Raw genomic sequence first — 18,872 nt, forward strand, 5'->3', positions numbered from 1 at the left:
GGGCCGTCTCAATCGCCACCCGCACGGGTGACTGGGGCGGACCCCGATGAAAATCGAGTGACCCTCGCTCCTAGTAAGCGAGGGTCGCTTGCTTTAAGAGGTTGTGGGCCACGCTCAGGAGGCCCCATTCCGTTTGGACTGAACGTCTTCGTAAGAACGCGTCACTTTTGGCGTAGGGCTGGATGGACTACGCCCTAGTCGATGTCATCCGCAATACCTACGATGTCCGGGTGTTTGGCCACACCGGAATGCCCGTTGCGAATCATCGACATCGCGGTAAGGACGGCTTTTCGGTTGAACCACCCCGACCACGTTGCCCATGGGAAGGGCGTCGGCTCCCACGGGCACCTCATGCAATAGGGCGAGTTGCGTTCCCAAGCGCTCGGCTGGTCGTGCTCGGTCTTTGTGCGAGAAATCGGTCTTCGCCCAAGAATGGATGAGATAGTGGGAATCTATCGTGATCACCTCTGGCACATCACCGTCGGGGTGGCTGCGAGGAGGCGAAATCCCGCGACTTCCACTTCAAACGCGTTTGGCACCGGGTTGGGATGGGACTGGACAAATACCGGCTTGGTACCGATGAGCACGCGGTATGACTCATTCAGGGACCCTCCGCCGACCGCTGCAACATCACATGGGATCGCTGGATCGACGCCAACTAAACGGCCAATCTCGGACAGTGAGAACCTCGATGGAATCCCTCCAACACCATAACGTCAACATAAAAGCGTTTACCGAGCATCGCCCGAAACCTCGGCGCACCCCGGGCTAACATGCAACCGAGAACTCGTTGCATAAATGGCATCAGCCAGCGGAAATCGCATAGACTCTGACTTCTTTTGCCCACTTAATGATGATCTTTTCCACCCGCATGCCGATCCGTTCAGCGACCCGCATAGACGGGGCATTCCGGACATCAATCAGCGATATGAGTTTAGCGTAGCCCATGGTGTCAAACCCATACTGCTTACACGCGGAGGCTGCTTCCGTGGCATATCCGTGGCCCCATTCGCGGCGCACGAATAAATAAGCGATTTCCATGTGCCGGGTGCCGTCGAGATCTTGCGGAATAATACCGCATTGACCAAGAAACCGGCCGGTGGCTTTGTCTTCAACCACCCAGAAGCCGACCCCATAGGTATCATAGTTGGCGAGCGTTCTCCGGATCCATCTCATCGTCTCTTCTTCATTCATCGTCGATGGATAGTACTGCATCGCCACCGGGTCTGAAAAAATCTGAAGCAGATTGGCCCGATCGCCGTACGTCATCCGGCGAAGGCTCAGTCGCTGGGTCGTCGCAACTACACCGTTCATGAAAAACCTCCTCAGGGATTGGCGCGTTTCGAGTTTAGCAAACGGCATGCGTTTGCTGCCGTAGCCCACTCGTGCCGGCTTGGTCCAGAATCGCACGCGACACAGGTTCGTCCTCGCGCATGCATTGGTCCCCGCTAATTGATGAAGAAGCCCCATTTTCGACGACGTCTTGGCCAGATCCCCCTTGCGTTAGGACGTCGGCTGATGGATAATCAAACCCGTACAATCATAGTTGCTATCAAGATATCTCTCATAGTTCTGTGCGTGCATGATACCGGATACAGACACCGCCTCACTGAAAGGAGAAACATTGTGGCCAGTTATTACCGACCACCTCGGGCGTATGTTGCATTCCAGGTGCGCATGACGCCGGAATTAAAAGACCGTTTGACGCGATGGTCATACGAAGCCGGCGAGAGTCAAACGGCGATCATCCACGCAGCGCTGGAATACTATTTTGCACACACTACCCCACCGTTCCGCGCTCCGTCATCCGAAATATCCCGAGGCAAAAAGTAGCAACAACCCAGAACCATTTTAACAAGAAAACATCCATGCCCCCGGGTTTAGGACCCAGGGGCAAAAACTTTAAGAAAGGCATGAACGTTGAACACGCCCCTCAGAACGCGTCCATGCCGGAAGACACGACAAAACCGGTCCATAAGGACCGGCTTCGAGAGATAGGAAAAATAAGAGCTGGTTAAGAAGGGCTCATGGGATGCGGATCCGGATTTTCCGGGGACGCTTCCGGAGAAACCAAGGTGAGCTCCTTCAACAACTGCCGAGCCGCTTGTTGCTCGGCTTCCTTCTTGCTGCGGCCGATGGCCCGCCCATGAGGCTCACCATTGACCAGCACCTCAACTTCGAACGTCTTGGCATGATCGGGGCCATAGGAACCCACCACTTGATAGCTGGCTTCTTTGCCGTGGCGCCTAAGCCAGTCATTCAAGGCGGTCTTGTGGTCGCGCCCCGCATCTCGGCCTTCGACCGAGTTCAGCGCGAAGTCCATAACCTCCAATACGAACGTGCGCGCCCGATCATAGCCTTCGCTGAGATAGCAGGCGCCGATTATGGCCTCCATGGCATCAGCCAACAACGAGGGCTTCTTGCGACCTCCGCTGCGCTCCTCACCCCGGCCAAGCCGCAGTTCCCGTCCCACATTCAGGGTCTCGGCAGCTTCCGCCAAGGTGGCTTCACACACAATGGCGGCTCGCGCCTGGCTCAATTGCCCTTCGTGCCACGTGGGATTCTTTTGATAGAGCCATTCGGTAATCACCAACTGCAGCACCGCGTCGCCTAAAAACTCCAACCGTTCATTGTGGACTTCCTTACGGAATCCTTCGTTGGCGTATGACGAATGCGTCAGCGCTTGCCGCAGCAGAACGGGATCATGAATTTCCTCAGATAGCGTGCGAACGGCCATGTTAGATCTCCCGTGCAATCAGGCTGGCGTTTTGCCCGCCAAACCCGAAGGCATTAGACATCACCGCACGAAGACGCCGTGGCTCTGGCTTGTTAGGTACATAATACAAATCGCACTCCGGATCGGGGGTCTCTAAATTGATGGTTGGCGGCAGAGTCTGGTGCTTGAGTGCCAGAACCGAGGCAATTAGCTCGACGGCTCCCGCCGCGCCTAACAAATGACCGGTCGAAGATTTCGTGCTAGATACGGCCAACCGATACGCGTGGTCGCCAAATACCCGTTTGATAGCCAGCGTTTCCGCAATATCTCCCTTGGGGGTCGAGGTCCCATGCGCGTTAATGTAATCAATCTCCTCGGGCTTGATGTTGGCATCTTTCAGAGCCCGCACCATGGCGTGCCCCGCCCCCTCTCCCTCGGGGTGCGGCTCCACCACGTGATACGCATCAGACGAACGGCCATAACCCGCCAGTTCGGCATAGATCTTGTCTGCGCCCCGCTTCTCGGCATGGCTGAGGCTCTCGATCACCAAAAAGCCGGCCCCTTCGCCCATAACGAAACCGTCCCGTTCTAGGTCGAACGGCCGGCTGGCATGCTTGGGGTCGTCGTTGCGCGTGGACATGGCCCGCATGGAGCAAAAGCCCGCAAATGCTAACGGAATTAATGCCGCTTCTGTTCCACCGACGAGCATGACATCCGCTTCGCCATGCTGAATGGCGCGTAGTCCCGATCCAACAGCGTTGCCGGATGAGGCGCAAGCCGTCACCACGGTTTCATTGGGTCCGCGCAAATCGTAACGGATGGCCAATTGGCCGCCGGCAATGTTGCCAATCATTTTAGGGATAAAGAATGGATTGATGCGTGACGGTCCACGATCCAAGAGCACTTGATGCTGCTCGGTCAGGGTTTGCATACCGCCAATACCATTGCCAACCACCACGCCGGCCCGGTCGGGATCAAAATGGCCATCAATGCCGGCATCCTGCCAGGCTTCTTCGGCAGCCGCAATGGCAAACTGCACAAAACGATCCATGTGCCGCGCTTCCCGACGATCCAAATACTTGCTCGGATCAAAATCCTTAACCTGCGCCGCTATCCGAGTTGGGTATTCGGATAAATCGTAGTCCTCCACCAGACCAATGGCGCTTTCCCCCGACGTGATCCCATGCCAAAAGTTGTCAAGGCCGGAACCAACCGGGCTCACAACGCCCATGCCTGTTATCACAACGCGCTCCATGGAAATCCGTCGATCTCCTCTCCGTGCAAAGAAAGTCCCTCACGGGACCCCTTCGTCCTTACGAATTTTCGCGAATGTACTCGACGGCGTCATTCACGGTGGAAATCTTTTCCGCCTCGTCATCCGGAATTTCTAGCCCAAACTCCTCTTCAAGGGCCATGATGAGCTCCACAATGTCCAGGCTGTCGGCACCCAAATCGTCAATGAAGGCCGACTCCAAAGTCACTTCGTCTTCTTCCACTCCAAGTTGGTCAACGATAATTTCTTTCACCTTGTCGAAAATCTGTTCTTTACTGGCCACGCTATCCCACTCCCTTGTTTAATTGATGCGGCAGTTTAATCCATCACCAGTCCGCCGTCAATGACCAGCGTCTGGCCGGTCACATAATCGGCTTGAACTAAATACCATACCGCGTCGGCCACTTCTTCGGGCCGACCAGCCCGTCCCAACGGAACCTGTTTGACCAGGGCCTGAAAAGCATCTTGGGACATGTGTTGGGTCAGATCGGTGTCAATCAATCCCGGCGCCACCACATTGGCGGTGATATTGCGCGAAGCCATCTCCCGCGCCACCGATCGAGTAAACCCGATCACCCCTGCCTTGGCGGCGGCGTAGTTGGCCTGTCCGGCATTGCCCAACATGCCGGCAATAGACGCGATATTGACAATCCGTCCGAAGCGCTGCTTCATCATCGGCTTGATCGCCGCGCGCGTGCAGGCGAAGACGCTGGTCAGGTCGGTTTGAATGACGTCGGTCCAATCCTCATCTTTCATCCGCAGGAGCAAGGTGTCGCGCGCGATGCCAGCGTTATTGACCAAAACATCAATGCGGCCCCAGTGCTCAAGCACTGCGTCGATGAGGGACTGAGCTTTCGGGATATCTGAGACATCCGAGGGAATCAAGAGGCACTCCGCCCCACGCTCGCGGATGAGCTGCTCGGTTTCCTGGGCTCTCTCTTGGTTGCCGCGATAATTCACGGCCACCTTCATCCCCGACTCGGCTAGTTTCAGCGCAATGTGGCGTCCAATACCACGGGAGCCTCCGGTGACAATCGCCACCTTTTCACGCCATGAAGTCGTCATCATCAACCTACTTTCCCTTGATTTGACAGGTTTGGCTGAGGCTCTCCAACCGCAATTCGTCTGCTATTATAGCCTCCGCCCTACACCAGTTCAAGTGCCTTGGTCAAGCCCTCTGGGTCTTGTACGGAAACGATTTCCGCCTTGCGATCAATCTTTTTGACCAAGCTGGCGAGACTCCGTCCAGGTCCCAGTTCCACAAAGCGGCGGATGCCATCAGCCAAGGCCCGGCGAACCGAGGCCTCAAACAACACAGGCCGCGACACCTGGGCAACCAAACGCGGCACGGCCTCCTCGGGATGCGCGCAGTATTCCGCATCGACATTGGCCAATACCGGAAAGGCGGCAGGTCGAAGCGCCACATCGTTAAGAGCGGCTTGCACCGCCTCCCCCGCGGACGCCAACAGACGGGAATGAAAGGGCGCGCTGACCGCCAGCCTGACGGCCCGGCCCCCTGCGGCCCGAATCAACTCTTCGGCCAGTTCCACACCCGCCATCTGCCCGGAGATGACAATTTGGCCGGGGGCGTTGAAGTTGGCCGGATCGACCACGCCCCGGTGGCTGGCCTCCCGGCAAATCGCCTCCACTTGCTCTTTGTTGAGGCCCAGAACGGCCGCCATACCACCTTCTCCCTTGGGCACGGCGTTCTGCATGGCGCGTCCCCGAATTCGGGTGACACGCACGGCATCGGGAAAGGCCAACAGGCCCGTCGCCACGTAGGCGGAGTACTCTCCCAAGGATAGACCGAAGCCGACCTCGGGCTTGATGTCGGGCCGTTCCTGCCCAAGTGCGCGCCAGGCGGCGACACTCACCGTCAAAATGGCCGGCTGCTGCACCTCCGTATCCTCCAGGACGCTTTCCGGTCCATTAAAGATTACGTCGGACAGTTTGTACGACAAGGCCTCGTCAGCTTCCTGAAAGGTCTCCCGGGCCGTCTCGAACGCATCGTACAAGGCCCGCCCCATCCCCACATACTGGGACCCTTGGCCGGGAAACATGGCCGCCCATGGATTACTCATGCTCTTCCTCCTCGGTCATTGTTGTCCACAGCGCGTCTTCGGCTTCGCTCAGAGGAAGCAAGATGATGCCGAAGGCGCCAGGACCCACATGGGTGGAGATGACGGGACCAATCACCCCGTCCAACCACCCGCGAACGCGATAGCGGCGGTTGATGCTGTCCACCAACCCCTGGTGCCGCTCCGGACTGCCGGAATGACCCAATGCCGCCAACACCGGGGTTCCTTCGGCAAGCCGTTCGGCGGCCGACGCTACCATCCCGGGGGCAATCTGCCGCTCGCCGCGTACCTTGCGGGCCGGCCGAAAGTGGCCATGTTCAAGCAGCAAGATGGGCTTCATATCCAATATGGTGCCTACCAGTCGTGCCGCCTGCCCGATGCGCCCACCGCGTGCCAGATATTCCAGCGTCACCGGCGCCGCGAACGCGAACAGCCGTCCCTTGAGCGCGGTCAACTCCTGCCCTAACTGCTCCAGGCTGGCACCTTGGGCAGCGCGCCGGGTCGCCCACCACACCAAGAGCGCCGTGCCAAGACTGGCGGATTCGCCGTCTATCACCGCCACTGGACCATCCACCATACGGGCCGCCACTTCCGCTGAGCGGACGGTACTGGAGAGGCCCCCGGCTAGGTGAATGGAACAGATGGCCTCCGCTCCCGCTGCGAACGCTTCCTCATACACGGTGCGGAACGCGCCCGGCGAGGGTGCCGCCGTATGGGGCAACTCCCTCATCGCGGGCAGTTGCCGCAGAAAATCCTCAGCCGATAGGTCGAGGCGGTCGCGATAGCTCTCCCCACCCATTTCCACCATCAATGGAACTGTACGCACACCATGGGCCGACAGCCACGCGGGACTCAGATCGCTGGTCGAGTCGGTCACCACCGCGACGCTCATTGGCATCCCCCCCACCGCGCCACCACCGAGCCCCAGGTCAACCCAGCGCCAAAAGCCGCCAGCACCATGAGGGACCCGTTCTGAAGCCGCCCTTCCTGGCGTGCCTCATCCATGGCCAAAGGAATAGACGCCACCGACGTATTGCCATAGCGTTCGATATTCTGTATCACCTTACTACTCGGCAAATCAAAGTGGCGCATGGCGGCCTCAATAATGCGCTGATTCGCCTGATGCGGAATCAAGAGGTCAATATCCTGTACCGTCAAGCCGGCGCGGGCGAGCCCCTGCTCTACAGCATCCGGCATGGCTTTCACGGCGAATCGGAAGACCTCATTTCCGCTCATCTTGAGAAAATGCAGCCGGCTATCCACGGTGTCTTTGGACGCTGGCCAGCGCGATCCGCCGGCCGGGAGCGCCAACAGGTCGGCCCCCCGACCGTCCGCGTTGAGGTAGGAGGAGAGAATGCCATAGGGCGAGTCTTCCATCGCCTCCAGCACCACCGCTCCGGCTCCATCGCCGAACAACACGGCGGTCGACCGGTCTTCGTAATCCGTGATGCTGGAGAGTTTGTCGGACGCCACCACCAAAATGCGGCGATAGACACCCGCCTCAATCATACTGGCGGCCATGGCTAGACCGTAGACCCAGCCCGTGCAGCCTGCCTGCAGATCGACCCCAGCAATGGGGCGTTCCGACAATCGGGCCTGCAACCGGGCCGCCGTAGACGGGAACACTGTGTCTGGCGTGTTGGTAGCCATTAAGATGAAATCGAGGTCATCGGCACTTAAGCCCGCGTCGTCCAGGGCTCGCTCGGCGGCGTGCACCGCCATGTCAGACGTCGCCTCATCGTTGCGGGCCATACGGCGCTCGCGGATGCCGGTGCGGGAAACAATCCACTCGTCGTTGGTATCCACCATGCGTTCCAAATCGTGATTAGAGAGAATGCGCTCTGGCACATAAGTCCCCAACCCTGTCATGACGGCGCGTCTCATTTAACCCTCTGCCCCTTCCTGTATACGTTCTTCGATACGCGTCTGCGATCCACGCCGGCAATACCCGGCCGCGGTCAAGATGGTGCTCTGAAACGCCCGTGCATCGCTTGAGCCGTGACACTTATAGACAATCTGATTGAGTCCTAAAAGCGGGGCTCCCCCCGTCTCTTGATAATCCCAGCGACGACGCAATGCGGAAAAGCCCTCCTTAACCAACAGCGCCCCCACCTTTTGGCGAACTCCGCCAAGAAGGGCGCTCTTGACTTCGCGAAAAATGTCCCGGGCCGCCCCTTCAATGGCCTTTAAGGCCACATTGCCCGCAAATCCCTCCGTCACCACCACGTCCGCATGGCCCTGCAACAGCTCGCGCGGCTCGAGATTGCCCACGAAATTCAACCCCGGATCATGTTTCAATAATTGGTGCGCTTCACGAATGACGGCAGGACCCTTTTCTTCTTCCACACCCACGTTCAACAACGCCACCCGTGGCTGATCGATGCCATAAACCTCTCGGCAGTAGATGGAGCCCATGACCCCGTACTGATACAGCTGGTGCGCTCTGGGATCCAAGTTGGCGCCCACATCTAACATCAGCACCCCCCACCCCTTGAGGGAAGGTAAAATGGCCGTGAGCGCCGGGCGCTCAATGCCCCGCATGCGCCCCAGCACGAAGAGCCCCGCGGCCATCAAGGCCCCTGTGTTGCCGGCGGAAATGGCCGCCTCCGCTTCGTGATTCTTGACCAGACGAATGCACTTAACCAAAGATGATTCCGCCTTGTGGCGCACCGCTTGCACCGGGGCCTCAGACGGCTCAATAATCTCTTCCGCCTGGACCCAGTGGAGGGCTGGATGGTTCAGCAAGGATGCCAACTCCCCATTCAGCGCCTCACGGTCACCCACCAGCGCCACAGCCAAATCCGGGTCTTTTTCCACCGCTGCCCGCGCTCCACGCACAGCGGCCCCCGGGGCTAAGTCGCCTCCCATGGCATCCACCGCAATTCTCAAACCTCCGGTCCCCCTTTATCGCGGTCCAGTGCCACGACCACAAACTTGGCGCGAAACACCGGTACATCGCGCACCGTACTCACCACTAAAACCACCCAACGGGGACCAAAATGCCGAATCACCTCGGCGGTCGCCCAGATTTGCTCGCCCGCGATGACGGGCTGCTTATACTTGGCGTTGACCAATCCGGTCAGCACCACGTCGCCGTCCACCACCGCCAACGCCAAGGAGTCCGCCTGCGCGAAAATGTAATGCCCGCGGAGCACCCCATTGCGATGAAACCCCATGTCCGGGGTGGTGTCCATCACCGAACGAGCCGACCGACCCAATTCGAGATCGATGAGTTCCCCCACCAATTCCTTTTGGCCCATGGCTCGGAGTCCTTCCACCGCTTGGCGGGCCAGCCCCTCCGAACGCAGCCGCAGTTCAGGAATGCCAAGATGGAACCGATCCAAGCGAATCGTGGGCACACTGACGCCGAAGTATTGGGCCAATTCCTCATCCGTTTGCAACGGATTTTCCTTAAGACGTTGCTGAAGCAGCCGCTGCCGCTCGGCGCGACCCAATTTGGGCATGAAACCTCTCCCCACCATGAAATATGAGTTGATAATAGCACTAAGTAATAAAAATTGGGCAAAAAAATTCCATGGGCAGGCCATGGAATTTCTCAATGTTATTGTTCGTGGTTGACCACAATGCGCCCGTCATAAAACCCGCAATGCGGGCAGACATGATGCGGCAGCCGGTCGCCATGGCAACGCGGGCACAATACCCAATTGGGCGCCTTCAACTTCCATTGCGAACGGCGCCGGCGGGTACGGGAACGGGACAATTTACGCTTTGGTACGGCCATGCTTCTCTCTCCCCACTTCTTCGTCTCTGTCTTCCGAGTCGCCCGGAATCTTCAATTGAGCCAGCGCGGCCCAACGGTCGTCAGTGGCGGGTGCGCAATCGCAGTCCGATTCGTTTAGGTTGGTTCCGCACGTCGGGCATAGTCCCCGACAGTCCGGCCGACACAAGAGGGCGATGGGGAAGCTCACTCCCGCCGCATCGGAGACCATCTTGTCCAATTGAATCTTGTCACCCGTGAACCGCCAATAATCAAGAGACTCATCATCGGGTCCGGGTTCGTCGCGAAATTCTTCTGTCGCCTCAAACGGCAATACGATATGAAAAGGTTCTGCGCATCGGCTACACACTGCGTCCGCTTCCACCGTACCGCTCACGTCCACTATCAGCGTACCGCCTCCGGTGTTGCGAACCAGCACATCAATCACGGCCGGATCGGTTAGCGGAAAGTCAACGCGCTCGCGCGCTTCCTGGGGCCACGGTTCCACCAACTGAAAGGCTTCCTCACGGCCTGCCCATTTCTTGACATCCGACACCCGTACTTCCATGATTCCACCTCTCGACACTCTCCCTAGTATATAAGGGCAACCAAAGGCTGTCAATTTGTCAGAGTTTGCCGCGCCGCACGGCACCAATGGCCGCCCAAATACCCAAGGCCACTGCAAGAAAGAACGCATACTCGCCGATGGGAATTCCGGCCAATTGGTCCAGGTGATTGCGGTGCACGACCAACGCGGTACCCAAAATCACCGCCCCCAACAAGAACGCCATCGCCACCCGGTTGATCAACATCTCCCAGTGACCCAAAATCTTGTCGAGATTTTTATGCTCCAGGACGATGCGAATTTCCCCGCGTGACAGGGTTTTCAGCGCCCGCTCGACTTCTCCGGGAAGAGCAGTCACCGATTGGCCAATCTTCCCTGCCTCGCGCACGGCGCCTGGCAGCCAATTTTGCGGGTTCAGGCGATTCCACAGCAGCTCTCCGGCCAATGGCTTTCCCATTTCCAACAGCGAAAAATCGGGATCAATGCCCCGCACCACCCCGTCGGCCGTCACGGCCGTCTTGGCTAACAACATATATTCCGGTGGAATGCGGAGCCGATGGCGCTGCGCGACAGAAAACAGATCCGACATCGCCTGACCCAGCTGAAAGTCTTTGAGTTGGGTCTCATAATAGCGGCGGCGCAGCCGCTCGACATCCCGTAGCAGGGCGCGGCGGTTCACATGATCGCCGGCAGAACCGATGGAGACCAGCGCCTCGGTAACCTCGTCGGCGTTCCCTCGAACCATCCCCAACACCAGCTCCACCGAATGCCGCCGCATGTCGTGGGAAAATGTCCCAACCAAGCCCCAGTCCAAGAAGATGAGGCGGCCCTCGTCATCCACGTGGACGTTTCCGGGGTGAGGATCCGCATGAAAGAAGCCATCTAAAAAAATTTGCTGATATAAGGCGTGGACATATTCGTGGGCGACGTCCGGCAAATCACGTCCGGCCTCTATGAGTGCCGCGCGGTCGCTAATCTTAATGCCCATGATGGATTGAAGCACCAACACGTCTGAACGACTGAGATCCCAAATAACCTCGGGAATACGGACTCTCCCATTGTCGCGCGCGTGTTTCTTTGCCGTTTCGGTATTCTGCGCCTCGATGGAGAAGTCCAGTTCGTCCCGCATGGTGTCCACGATCTCCTCCACCAAATCGGAGAGACCATATTGCTTTCCCCAGGTGGTCCGGTTTTCGGCCGACTGGGCAATCGCGCGAAGAATGTCAAAGTCGGCTTCTGCCTGCTCGCGAATGCCCGGCCGCCGGACCTTGATGACTACCTCGCGCCCATCATACAGACGGGCGGGATGCACCTGGCCAATCGAGGCCGCCGCCATGGGCTCTTTGTCAATCCATGCCACCACCTGGTCGACTGGCTGCCCCCAGGCCCTCTCTAATGTCGTCCTCACCTCCGAAAAAGGGAATGGAGGCACATCATCCTGCAGCCGTTCCAGCGAGCGCACCAAGGCATGCGGCAGAATATCGGGCCGAATCGAGGCCAACTGCCCCAACTTGACATAAGTTGGCCCCAGATCGGCCAGGACCAGCCGCACGCGCTCGGGCCAGTCGGCGTCCACCTCTGGCAGCCGATCGGCCCGAATCCGGCGCCCGAGGGAGAGATATCGGGACAGCCCCAGAGTATCGGAGGCCATGATGAGTCCATGATGCGCCATCACTTCCGCAATTTGTCGCAAGCGCCCCCAAGAGCGGCGGCGAATCTTCACCGCGTATCCCCTTCCGACTTTTCGAAGGTTCCGTATACGACCGGGTGACCGTCACGCACCATAACTCGCCCCCCCGCAATCAGATCGCGAATGTGCCGTCCGTCGGTGACCATCAGATCGGCCCGAAAACCTGGCTCAATCCCCGCTATGCCGTCAAGCTTCAAAATGGTGGCGGGGGTTTTGGTGGCGGGCAACAACGCCTCCGTCCAGGTCAACCGCAGTTCCTCTTTCAGTGCCGCCACGCTCTTAAAGAGACTGTCCGGCATGCCCACTCCCATATGGAGAAGTTCCCCCTCGGCGTTAAAGACGGGGGCCGAACCGCCGGCGTCCGTGCTAAAGGAGATGCGATCATGCCGCACGCCCGCGGCGCGGAGCGTCTCCACGGCCTCTACGGGGGAGACGGCATGATGATCGTGAGCGTCGGGCTCGATGGAGGAGGTGATGTCGCAATAGCCGCCCATCAGTCCCCAGCGAACGGCATCGGCCAACAAATCGCGGGTCCGGTTCAGATGGGTCGGCACTAGCACCGCGATGGGGATGTCCGCCATTTTTATCACCTCAAACAATGGCTCAAGACGCCGTGCCCCGCTTCCCACATGAAGGTGCACCACGCCCGCCTTACCCGACAGGAGCCCTCCGGTACGAGCCTCGCCGGCCAACTGAGCCAATTCCCGGTCGCTAGGGTGCGAGCCCCGGTGGTCCGATATCGCAATTTCCCCCACCCCCAGAATGCGGTCGATGAGAATGATGTCGCTCCGTGGAGTGTCGGTGATGGTCCGGGTGGGCACTTGATAGGCACCGGTATAAATCCAGGCGTTGAGCCCCTCCGCGACGAGGGCTCGGGCTTTGGCCAGCAGGCTTTGTACCGACCGGCTGGTCCCATCGGTGCCCAAGATCCCCACCACCGTGGTCAAACCAAAGCGGGTCAGTTCCGTCAGGCTCAATTCCGGGGTCCGAAATTGGGGTCCCCCTTCACCGCCGCCCCCCGCAAAATGCACGTGCTGGTCCACCAATCCAGGAAAGACCATGAGTCCCTCCGCGGCAATCACCGTTCCCTCCGCCCAGTCCGGAATAGCCAGGTCGTGCCCCATCGCCACGATTTGGGAGCCCACAGTGAGAATGTCCATTCGGCCACGGGGATTGGGGTCGTAAACCTCTCCCTGGCGAATGAGGGTCGCGGTTACCGTCATTGGTTGCTGCCGCTGCCCTTCTGCCCTTTACCCAGCACCAGCTCAATCTTCTTGGCGATTTCCTGACTTTGCCGGATCACGCTTTTCAGTTTCATCAAGTTCGCCTCCAATTCCTGGCTCAATTCATATTGGGTCGCGGTCAGCACCTGGGCGACCGTCTCCTGAGGCGAACTATTGGCTGCCAACGTGGAAGAGCCCTGCTGCGAGGATGAGGAGCCCACTTGGGAGGCAGACGATGACGACGATTGGCTATTCGACGAAGATCCGCCGCCCGACGATGGGCTCGAGCCTGATCCTGCGGAACCGGATTGCGCCCCGCCCGCGGATGCCTTTTTGACCAGCTTCTTAATGCTGGACATGGAAAGACCGGACCCAGATTGACTGTTGGATTGCCCAGAAGAATGGCTGGACGAGCCAGAAGACGAGGCCGATTGACGCTGATGACCCATCGATCCCGATGCACTCGAACCAGCACTGCTGGAGGTGCTGCTTGACCCGTTTCGGCCCTGGTTTTGTTGGTTCAAAGCTTGCTGAATCATTTGCTGCACTTGTTGCGGCGTTAATGTGCTTCCGGAACTGTTGCTCGAGCCATTGCTCCCCAGGTTCATACTGCTGCCACTCATAGCGCTGTTGCCGCTTGACCCACTGCCACCTTGATTTTGCTGGTTCAAGGCTTGCTGGATCATTTGCTGGACTTGCGGCGGTGTGAGCGCATTGCTCCCGGAGCGCCCTTCCGACTCCTCGCTTCCCGCGGTCATACTGCTGCCACTCATGGCGCTGTTGCCGCTTGACCCGCTGCCGGCTTGATTTTGCTGGTTCAAAGCTTGCTGAATCATTTGCTGGACTTGCTGCGGTGTGAGCGTATTGCTCCCGGAGCGCCCTTCCGACTCCTCGCTCCCCGCGGTCATACTGCTGCCACTCATGGCGCTGTTGCTGCTTGACCCGCTGCCGCCTTGATTTTGCTGGTTCAAAGCTTGCTGAATCATTTGCTGGACTTGATCACGGCTCATGGTCTGGTTGCTGACATCTTGATTGGTCACGTCGTTCAAGGCCAGCGCCGTACCTGCTTCTTGCTGCAATAAGGCGTTTTGTTGACGGACTAATTGCCTTAAGGTCTTTTGGTCAGATGATTGGGAATGGGAAGACGACTGCTCCCCCTGCTTCGAAGCCAGTCGTCCCCGTCGATGCTTGCGCTCTGCCATACCATCGCCTCTCCGTTCTCAGGTTTCCAATAGTATGGCACGCCGTCCAATCTTTATGAGGTTGCTCGCTGAATATCCGCGAGTGCTTGTTGCACATTTTTCACCGGAAAGATCTTGATGTTGAGATGCAATCGCTTGGCCATTCCCTCGGCCTTGGCGTAGTTGGCTTGGGGCACAACGAAAATGCGGGCCCCAGCCCGATAGACGGTGACGACTTTTTGGGCCACTCCGCCGATTTGTTCCACCTGTCCGTTGGGCAAAATCTCGCCCGTTCCGGCGACAATTTTTCCGTGAGCGATATTCCGGCCCGTGATTTGGTCATAAATCTCCAAGGCAAACATCATTCCCGCGCTAGGCCCGCCGATTCCCTTGGCGTGAACGGTCACCGGACGGGGAATGACCGGCTTTTGCAGCGGAGCCAGCAAAACGCCGAAAGCCGGATCCGGATCACTCTTAATGCGCCCCAGCTTAACGGGAATCACCAAGGTCTGTCCGCCGCGCTTAACCGTAACGTTCACAATTTCGCCCACCTTGAAGTTCTTCATCACCTTCCGAACCACGGTAGCGCTGGCCGTGGAAATCGGATAGGGACCGATTTTGGTGATGAGATCGCCCGGCTTGAGGTGACCCGCCGCTGGCCCGGTTTTGAGGACGCCCACCACCAAGGCGCCCGGAATGGTGACAACTTTGGCGGGCAGCCCCGCAAGCTTCTCGCCGGCCACCTCAGCCGACCACTGACTTTGCGACATCAGGCTGTTGTTGTACTGAATGTACTGATTCATACTCAGGCCACCCAAGGCGACCTTCTCGGGGACGAATTCCACCGTGGGATTGAAATGGCCCACCAAGTATCCGAATTCGCTGACGGTACCCACGTTGACCGCCACCATCAACAATTTGCCTGGGCCCGGGCTATGGCCATCCTTGACCTGAATCATTTGGCTCAAATCGCCGGTAATGCCAGGACTGACCTCAACCTGCCCGCTGGGAACAAAACGGAGAACCACCGCAATGATGGCTAAAATGGCCACCACCCACAACACCGGTCCCAAGACGCGCCGCTTTCTCATGCCGACCCCTCCAACCGCTCGAGAATTTCCGGGATTTTCGCGTCGCATGCCAACTCGCCGGCGCGAATGAACTCCGCCACGCGGGTGAACTGGGCCTCCCGGGCAAAAGGCAAGCTGGGTTCAATAATCACGTCCGCTTGGAGCGGCTTATATCGCCGAAGCTCCCGCGCCACAATGTCAAACGCCTGAAAGAGAATGTCAAAGACCGATTTAACATGAGGCGATATATCGATGCCCGCATCAACGGCGATCACCGGGGCCTTAGGGTCCAGCGAGCGGGCCTCATCCACGGGCACACGATTCAAGACCCCGCCATCCACCAGCAACCGTTCATCCTTGACAAAGGGGCTGAAGATGCCTGGGATGGAGGTGGTGGCCCGGACCGCCTCTGCCACACTGCCGGAGTCCAACACCACTTCCTCGCCCCGTTCGATGTCCACAGCCACCAATTTTAAGGGTGGATTGCAATCGCGAAAGGTACGGTTGCGAGTCAAGAGATTGATAAGGCCTAAGAGTTTTTGGCCTCGCACCAAGCCCATTTTGGACAGCGAAAAGTCGATCCATTGACTGCGTCGAAGCCCCTGGGCCAACTCCTCCATCATCTCGGCGGTATAACCGGTGCAGTACAAGGCCCCAATCAGCCCTCCCATGCTCGACCCCGCAATGCCCAAAACAGGAATTTGATGCCGCTGTAGACTTTTCAACACCCCAATGTGAGCAAAGCCTCGAGCTCCTCCTGAGGACAACGCCAACGTCACGCCCCGTACCACGAAAATCCCTCCTACCGCCTCACTTCATGCTATGTGTTCCCGTCCCATCCGATGATGTATCCATAGAGCCCGTCCCCATGGCATAGCTTGTATGGGAGGCGATGCGATGACCGCCAGCAATAAATCCCGCACGGTCCTAGCCCTTTTGTTGACGGCCGCAGGCGCCATGATGGTCCTGTCCCAGCCCTTGCTCGTCCGCCAGGCATTGGAGGGCGCCATTGCGCTCTGGTGGGACCATCTGGTGCCCATCTTGCTTCCTGGCTATGTGCTTGCCCAGGCAATTCAAGCCCTGGCGCCCCGCCGTTTAGGCTGGTGGCTGATACTGCTCTCCCTTGCCACCTTTCCCGCGCTGACCGCCATCGTGCTGTATGACAATATCACACGAAGCGGCCAGGACCGGCGTCATGGGCTTCCCCTTTTGTTATACACCAACTTGTACAATCCGCTATTGTTGCCCCACCCACTCTGGACTTTACGCCTGGATGGAGCCCTTTTAGCCGCGGCCTTGATCCTGGCGCCCCCTTGGCGAATGCCGATCGTCACGTTGCCGCCCGTGCCACTCCGTCCGCGTCAATGGATTTTAGACGGCATGAATTGGACCACCATCCTGGGGATGGTGGTCAGTCTTGCTTGGCTGGGACACGCGTTTTGGCCCGCATGGGGTCTCGGCTGGCTCATTGACCCAATCCTTATCCACTGGGGAGCACATCCACCCGCCAGTCTCCCCACGGTATTCTTTACTGCTCTGGGAGGATTGGTCTGGTGGATCCCCATCGCCGGCCATTGGGACAGGAACGCCCGGAGCGGATGGACTCTCTTGGCCGCCCGCGTCATTCAGGCAGCATTGGCGTCCGGTCTATTCTTCGCGATTGGCTTATGAGTTCGCCGCCTGCTCGGGGTTCAGCGCCCCGCGATCCCGCCGAACTTCCTCCACGGCCCGGCTCATCGTACGCTCGACTTGCGCAAGAATCTCATCAGCATAAGCCAAGGCGCCTTGATGGATTTCCCGGGCCCGGGACTCCGCCAAGCGCAATATTTCGTCCGCTCGCGTCTGCGCTTCGCGCACCACCTCGGCGTCGCCCGCTAAGGTTCGCGCCCGCTGCATGGCATCACTCATTATTTGATCAGCTTCGTGGCCCGCGCTTTGGATGATGCGGTCGCGTTCCTGAATAATCCATTGCGCTTGCCGCACCTCTTCCGGCAGGGCGTGGCGCAGATGCTGGATCACGGTACGCATCGCATCTGCGTCCACCATCACCTGCCGTCCCCACGGCAGCCGCCGTCCGTCCTGAAGCAATTCCTCCAACTTATCCAGCAGTCGCGCCACTTCGGAAATAATGAGTTCTTGTTCCACGTTCCCTGCCTCATTTCCCTTGATAATAGCGAACCAACGCCTGGTTGACCGGGGCTGGCACCAGCGCCGAGACATCGGCGTGATAGCTGGCCAGCTCCTTGATGAGAGTGGAACTGAGATAGCCATGGCTTTCGTTGGTTAGCATAAAAATCGTCTCCACATCGGGCGCCATCTTCTTGTTCATCAAGGCGAATTGAAACTCGTAATCGAAGTCCAGGACCGCCCGAAGCCCACGGATAATAACCCCCACACCCTTCTCACGGGCAAAGTCCACCAAAAGACCCTTGCCTTCCTCGACCCGCACGTTGGGTATATGACGGGTGGACTCCCTCACTAGCCGGACGCGCTCGTCGGCATTGAACACGGCCCGTTTAGTGGCATTCACAAACACCGCGACCAAGACCTCATCGAAAACTTTGGCGGCCCGCTCAATCACGTCGAGGTGGCCGTTGTGCAGCGGGTCGAAGGACCCCGGATAGATGGCCCGCATGCCGCCCCTCCTTGTCTCTCTTATGTCTCGGACGCCTGATATGCGGTTATGCGTGTATCCCCGTAACGCCGCGTCCAGACAATCGTCAACCCCTCAACCTCGACCGACGGATCCGATTGGCGGCTTTCCACCACCAACATCCCGTCCGGATCCAGCACGAGATGGAGATTCTCCCGAACAGCCAGGGATAACCCGGCATCCCAGGGCGGATCACAAAAAATTAAGTCGAACCGACGCCCTTTTCCCGATAAGCTTTGCAGGGCCTGTTCCAAGGATCCCGGCCAAACCTCAGCCCCGGGAAGCCCCACCAAGGCCACATTTTTCTCCAGCACCTGTCGGGCAGTCCGGCTGACTTCGCAGAATACGGCCTCCTGAGCTCCCCGGGAGAGCGCCTCCAGACCCACCGCGCCTGTCCCGGCATAGCCGTCCAAGAAGCGCGAGCCCCGAACCCGGGGTTGCCAGATGTTGAATAATGCCTCGCGTACCCAATCCCCGGTGGGTCGGGTCTTGGCCCCTTTGGGCGCGACCAGCCGCCGGCCCGAGGCAATGCCCCCAATAATTCGCATCTCGTCCCTATTATCGCCAGTTGTTGAGCTTTCGTCCAATTTAGCCGCACGCTAGCCCCATCTCGAATTGGCCGGGCATTCTAGTAGAACCATTCCTTAATTCGTGATAATCACGGAAGGTTATGGTACGGTAAGGGAAATCCTTGGTTGGAGGTTC

At 58.6% G+C, this 18,872-nt stretch carries 21 protein-coding genes; 1 reads left to right on the top strand and 20 read right to left on the bottom strand.

Features of this window, described 5'->3' with window-relative positions; all coding sequences use genetic code 11:
• Nucleotides 1-804: 804 nt before the first annotated feature.
• The 17 genes from HIJ39_RS11505 to HIJ39_RS11580 all read right to left on the bottom strand — a co-directional run bounded on the left by HIJ39_RS11505 (nt 805) and on the right by HIJ39_RS11580 (nt 16,305).
• The gene (locus HIJ39_RS11505; protein ID WP_169099804.1) at nt 805-1,314 is read right to left on the bottom strand and encodes a GNAT family N-acetyltransferase; all 510 of its coding nucleotides are present in this window, start codon (nt 1,312-1,314) and stop codon (nt 805-807) included.
• A gap of 700 nt (nt 1,315-2,014) precedes the next feature.
• Nucleotides 2,015-2,737: a ribonuclease III gene (gene rnc / locus HIJ39_RS11510; protein WP_169099806.1), complete on the bottom strand. Its 723-nt coding sequence runs from the start codon at nt 2,735-2,737 to the stop codon at nt 2,015-2,017.
• Between the two features lies 1 nt (nt 2,738).
• Nucleotides 2,739-3,971, bottom strand: coding sequence for a beta-ketoacyl-ACP synthase II (fabF, locus tag HIJ39_RS11515; protein WP_169099808.1), 1,233 nt, complete (start codon nt 3,969-3,971; stop codon nt 2,739-2,741).
• Between the two features lie 58 nt (nt 3,972-4,029).
• The gene (locus tag HIJ39_RS11520) at nt 4,030-4,272 is read right to left on the bottom strand and encodes an acyl carrier protein (protein WP_476718342.1); all 243 of its coding nucleotides are present in this window, start codon (nt 4,270-4,272) and stop codon (nt 4,030-4,032) included.
• Nucleotides 4,273-4,307: 35 nt separating this feature from the next.
• Nucleotides 4,308-5,057 carry a 3-oxoacyl-[acyl-carrier-protein] reductase gene (gene fabG / locus HIJ39_RS11525; RefSeq protein WP_169099810.1) on the bottom strand — a complete coding sequence of 250 codons (750 nt, stop codon included), beginning with the start codon at nt 5,055-5,057 and terminating at the stop codon, nt 4,308-4,310.
• A gap of 77 nt (nt 5,058-5,134) precedes the next feature.
• Nucleotides 5,135-6,070, bottom strand: coding sequence for an ACP S-malonyltransferase (gene fabD, locus HIJ39_RS11530; RefSeq protein WP_169099812.1), 936 nt, complete (start codon nt 6,068-6,070; stop codon nt 5,135-5,137).
• Nucleotides 6,063-6,959 carry a DegV family protein gene (locus tag HIJ39_RS11535; RefSeq protein ID WP_169099814.1) on the bottom strand — a complete coding sequence of 299 codons (897 nt, stop codon included), beginning with the start codon at nt 6,957-6,959 and terminating at the stop codon, nt 6,063-6,065. Before HIJ39_RS11535 ends, fabD begins: the two co-directional genes overlap by 8 nt.
• A complete protein-coding gene (locus HIJ39_RS23700) occupies nt 6,956-7,951 on the bottom strand; it encodes a beta-ketoacyl-ACP synthase III (RefSeq protein WP_207711635.1) in 996 nt (331 codons plus the stop codon). Before HIJ39_RS23700 ends, HIJ39_RS11535 begins: the two co-directional genes overlap by 4 nt.
• Nucleotides 7,952-8,956 (bottom strand): phosphate acyltransferase PlsX, encoded by a 1,005-nt coding sequence (gene plsX, locus HIJ39_RS23705; protein WP_207711636.1) that lies wholly within the window; start codon nt 8,954-8,956, stop codon nt 7,952-7,954.
• On the bottom strand, nt 8,953-9,531 hold the full coding sequence (fapR, locus tag HIJ39_RS11545) for a transcription factor FapR (protein ID WP_169099816.1): 579 nt from the start codon (nt 9,529-9,531) through the stop codon (nt 8,953-8,955). The genes plsX and fapR overlap by 4 nt, the downstream gene beginning before the upstream one ends.
• A gap of 98 nt (nt 9,532-9,629) precedes the next feature.
• Nucleotides 9,630-9,809, bottom strand: coding sequence for a 50S ribosomal protein L32 (rpmF, locus tag HIJ39_RS11550; protein WP_169099818.1), 180 nt, complete (start codon nt 9,807-9,809; stop codon nt 9,630-9,632).
• Entirely contained in the window at nt 9,790-10,353 is a 564-nt protein-coding gene (locus HIJ39_RS11555; RefSeq protein ID WP_169099820.1) for a YceD family protein, read from the bottom strand. The genes rpmF and HIJ39_RS11555 overlap by 20 nt, the downstream gene beginning before the upstream one ends.
• Before the next feature lie 58 nt (nt 10,354-10,411).
• The gene (locus HIJ39_RS11560; protein WP_338055158.1) at nt 10,412-12,073 is read right to left on the bottom strand and encodes an ABC1 kinase family protein; all 1,662 of its coding nucleotides are present in this window, start codon (nt 12,071-12,073) and stop codon (nt 10,412-10,414) included.
• Entirely contained in the window at nt 12,070-13,263 is a 1,194-nt protein-coding gene (gene iadA / locus HIJ39_RS11565; RefSeq protein WP_169099822.1) for a beta-aspartyl-peptidase, read from the bottom strand. The genes HIJ39_RS11560 and iadA overlap by 4 nt, the downstream gene beginning before the upstream one ends.
• The gene (locus tag HIJ39_RS11570) at nt 13,260-14,465 is read right to left on the bottom strand and encodes a hypothetical protein (RefSeq protein WP_169099824.1); all 1,206 of its coding nucleotides are present in this window, start codon (nt 14,463-14,465) and stop codon (nt 13,260-13,262) included. The genes iadA and HIJ39_RS11570 overlap by 4 nt, the downstream gene beginning before the upstream one ends.
• A gap of 53 nt (nt 14,466-14,518) precedes the next feature.
• Nucleotides 14,519-15,535, bottom strand: coding sequence for a YlbL family protein (locus HIJ39_RS11575; protein ID WP_169099826.1), 1,017 nt, complete (start codon nt 15,533-15,535; stop codon nt 14,519-14,521).
• Nucleotides 15,532-16,305 (bottom strand): patatin-like phospholipase family protein, encoded by a 774-nt coding sequence (locus tag HIJ39_RS11580; RefSeq protein WP_169099828.1) that lies wholly within the window; start codon nt 16,303-16,305, stop codon nt 15,532-15,534. Before HIJ39_RS11580 ends, HIJ39_RS11575 begins: the two co-directional genes overlap by 4 nt.
• Before the next feature lie 106 nt (nt 16,306-16,411).
• Here HIJ39_RS11580 and HIJ39_RS11585 point away from each other — a divergent pair, with 106 nt between their 5' ends.
• Complete coding sequence (locus HIJ39_RS11585; protein WP_169099830.1) at nt 16,412-17,185, top strand: hypothetical protein; 774 nt, start codon at nt 16,412-16,414, stop codon at nt 17,183-17,185.
• Here the strand turns inward: HIJ39_RS11585 and HIJ39_RS11590 are convergent.
• The 3 genes from HIJ39_RS11590 to rsmD are packed head-to-tail and all read right to left on the bottom strand — an operon-like array spanning nt 17,180 to nt 18,715.
• Complete coding sequence (locus HIJ39_RS11590) at nt 17,180-17,659, bottom strand: ATPase (protein ID WP_169099832.1); 480 nt, start codon at nt 17,657-17,659, stop codon at nt 17,180-17,182. The genes HIJ39_RS11585 and HIJ39_RS11590 overlap by 6 nt on opposite strands.
• A gap of 10 nt (nt 17,660-17,669) precedes the next feature.
• Nucleotides 17,670-18,149 (bottom strand): pantetheine-phosphate adenylyltransferase, encoded by a 480-nt coding sequence (coaD, locus tag HIJ39_RS11595; RefSeq protein WP_169099834.1) that lies wholly within the window; start codon nt 18,147-18,149, stop codon nt 17,670-17,672.
• Between the two features lie 20 nt (nt 18,150-18,169).
• Nucleotides 18,170-18,715 carry a 16S rRNA (guanine(966)-N(2))-methyltransferase RsmD gene (gene rsmD / locus HIJ39_RS11600; protein WP_169099836.1) on the bottom strand — a complete coding sequence of 182 codons (546 nt, stop codon included), beginning with the start codon at nt 18,713-18,715 and terminating at the stop codon, nt 18,170-18,172.
• Nucleotides 18,716-18,872: the final 157 nt, after the last annotated feature.

The sequence above is a fragment of the Sulfobacillus harzensis genome (assembly GCF_012933365.1).
Taxonomy (GTDB): domain Bacteria; phylum Bacillota; class Sulfobacillia; order Sulfobacillales; family Sulfobacillaceae; genus Sulfobacillus_B; species Sulfobacillus_B harzensis.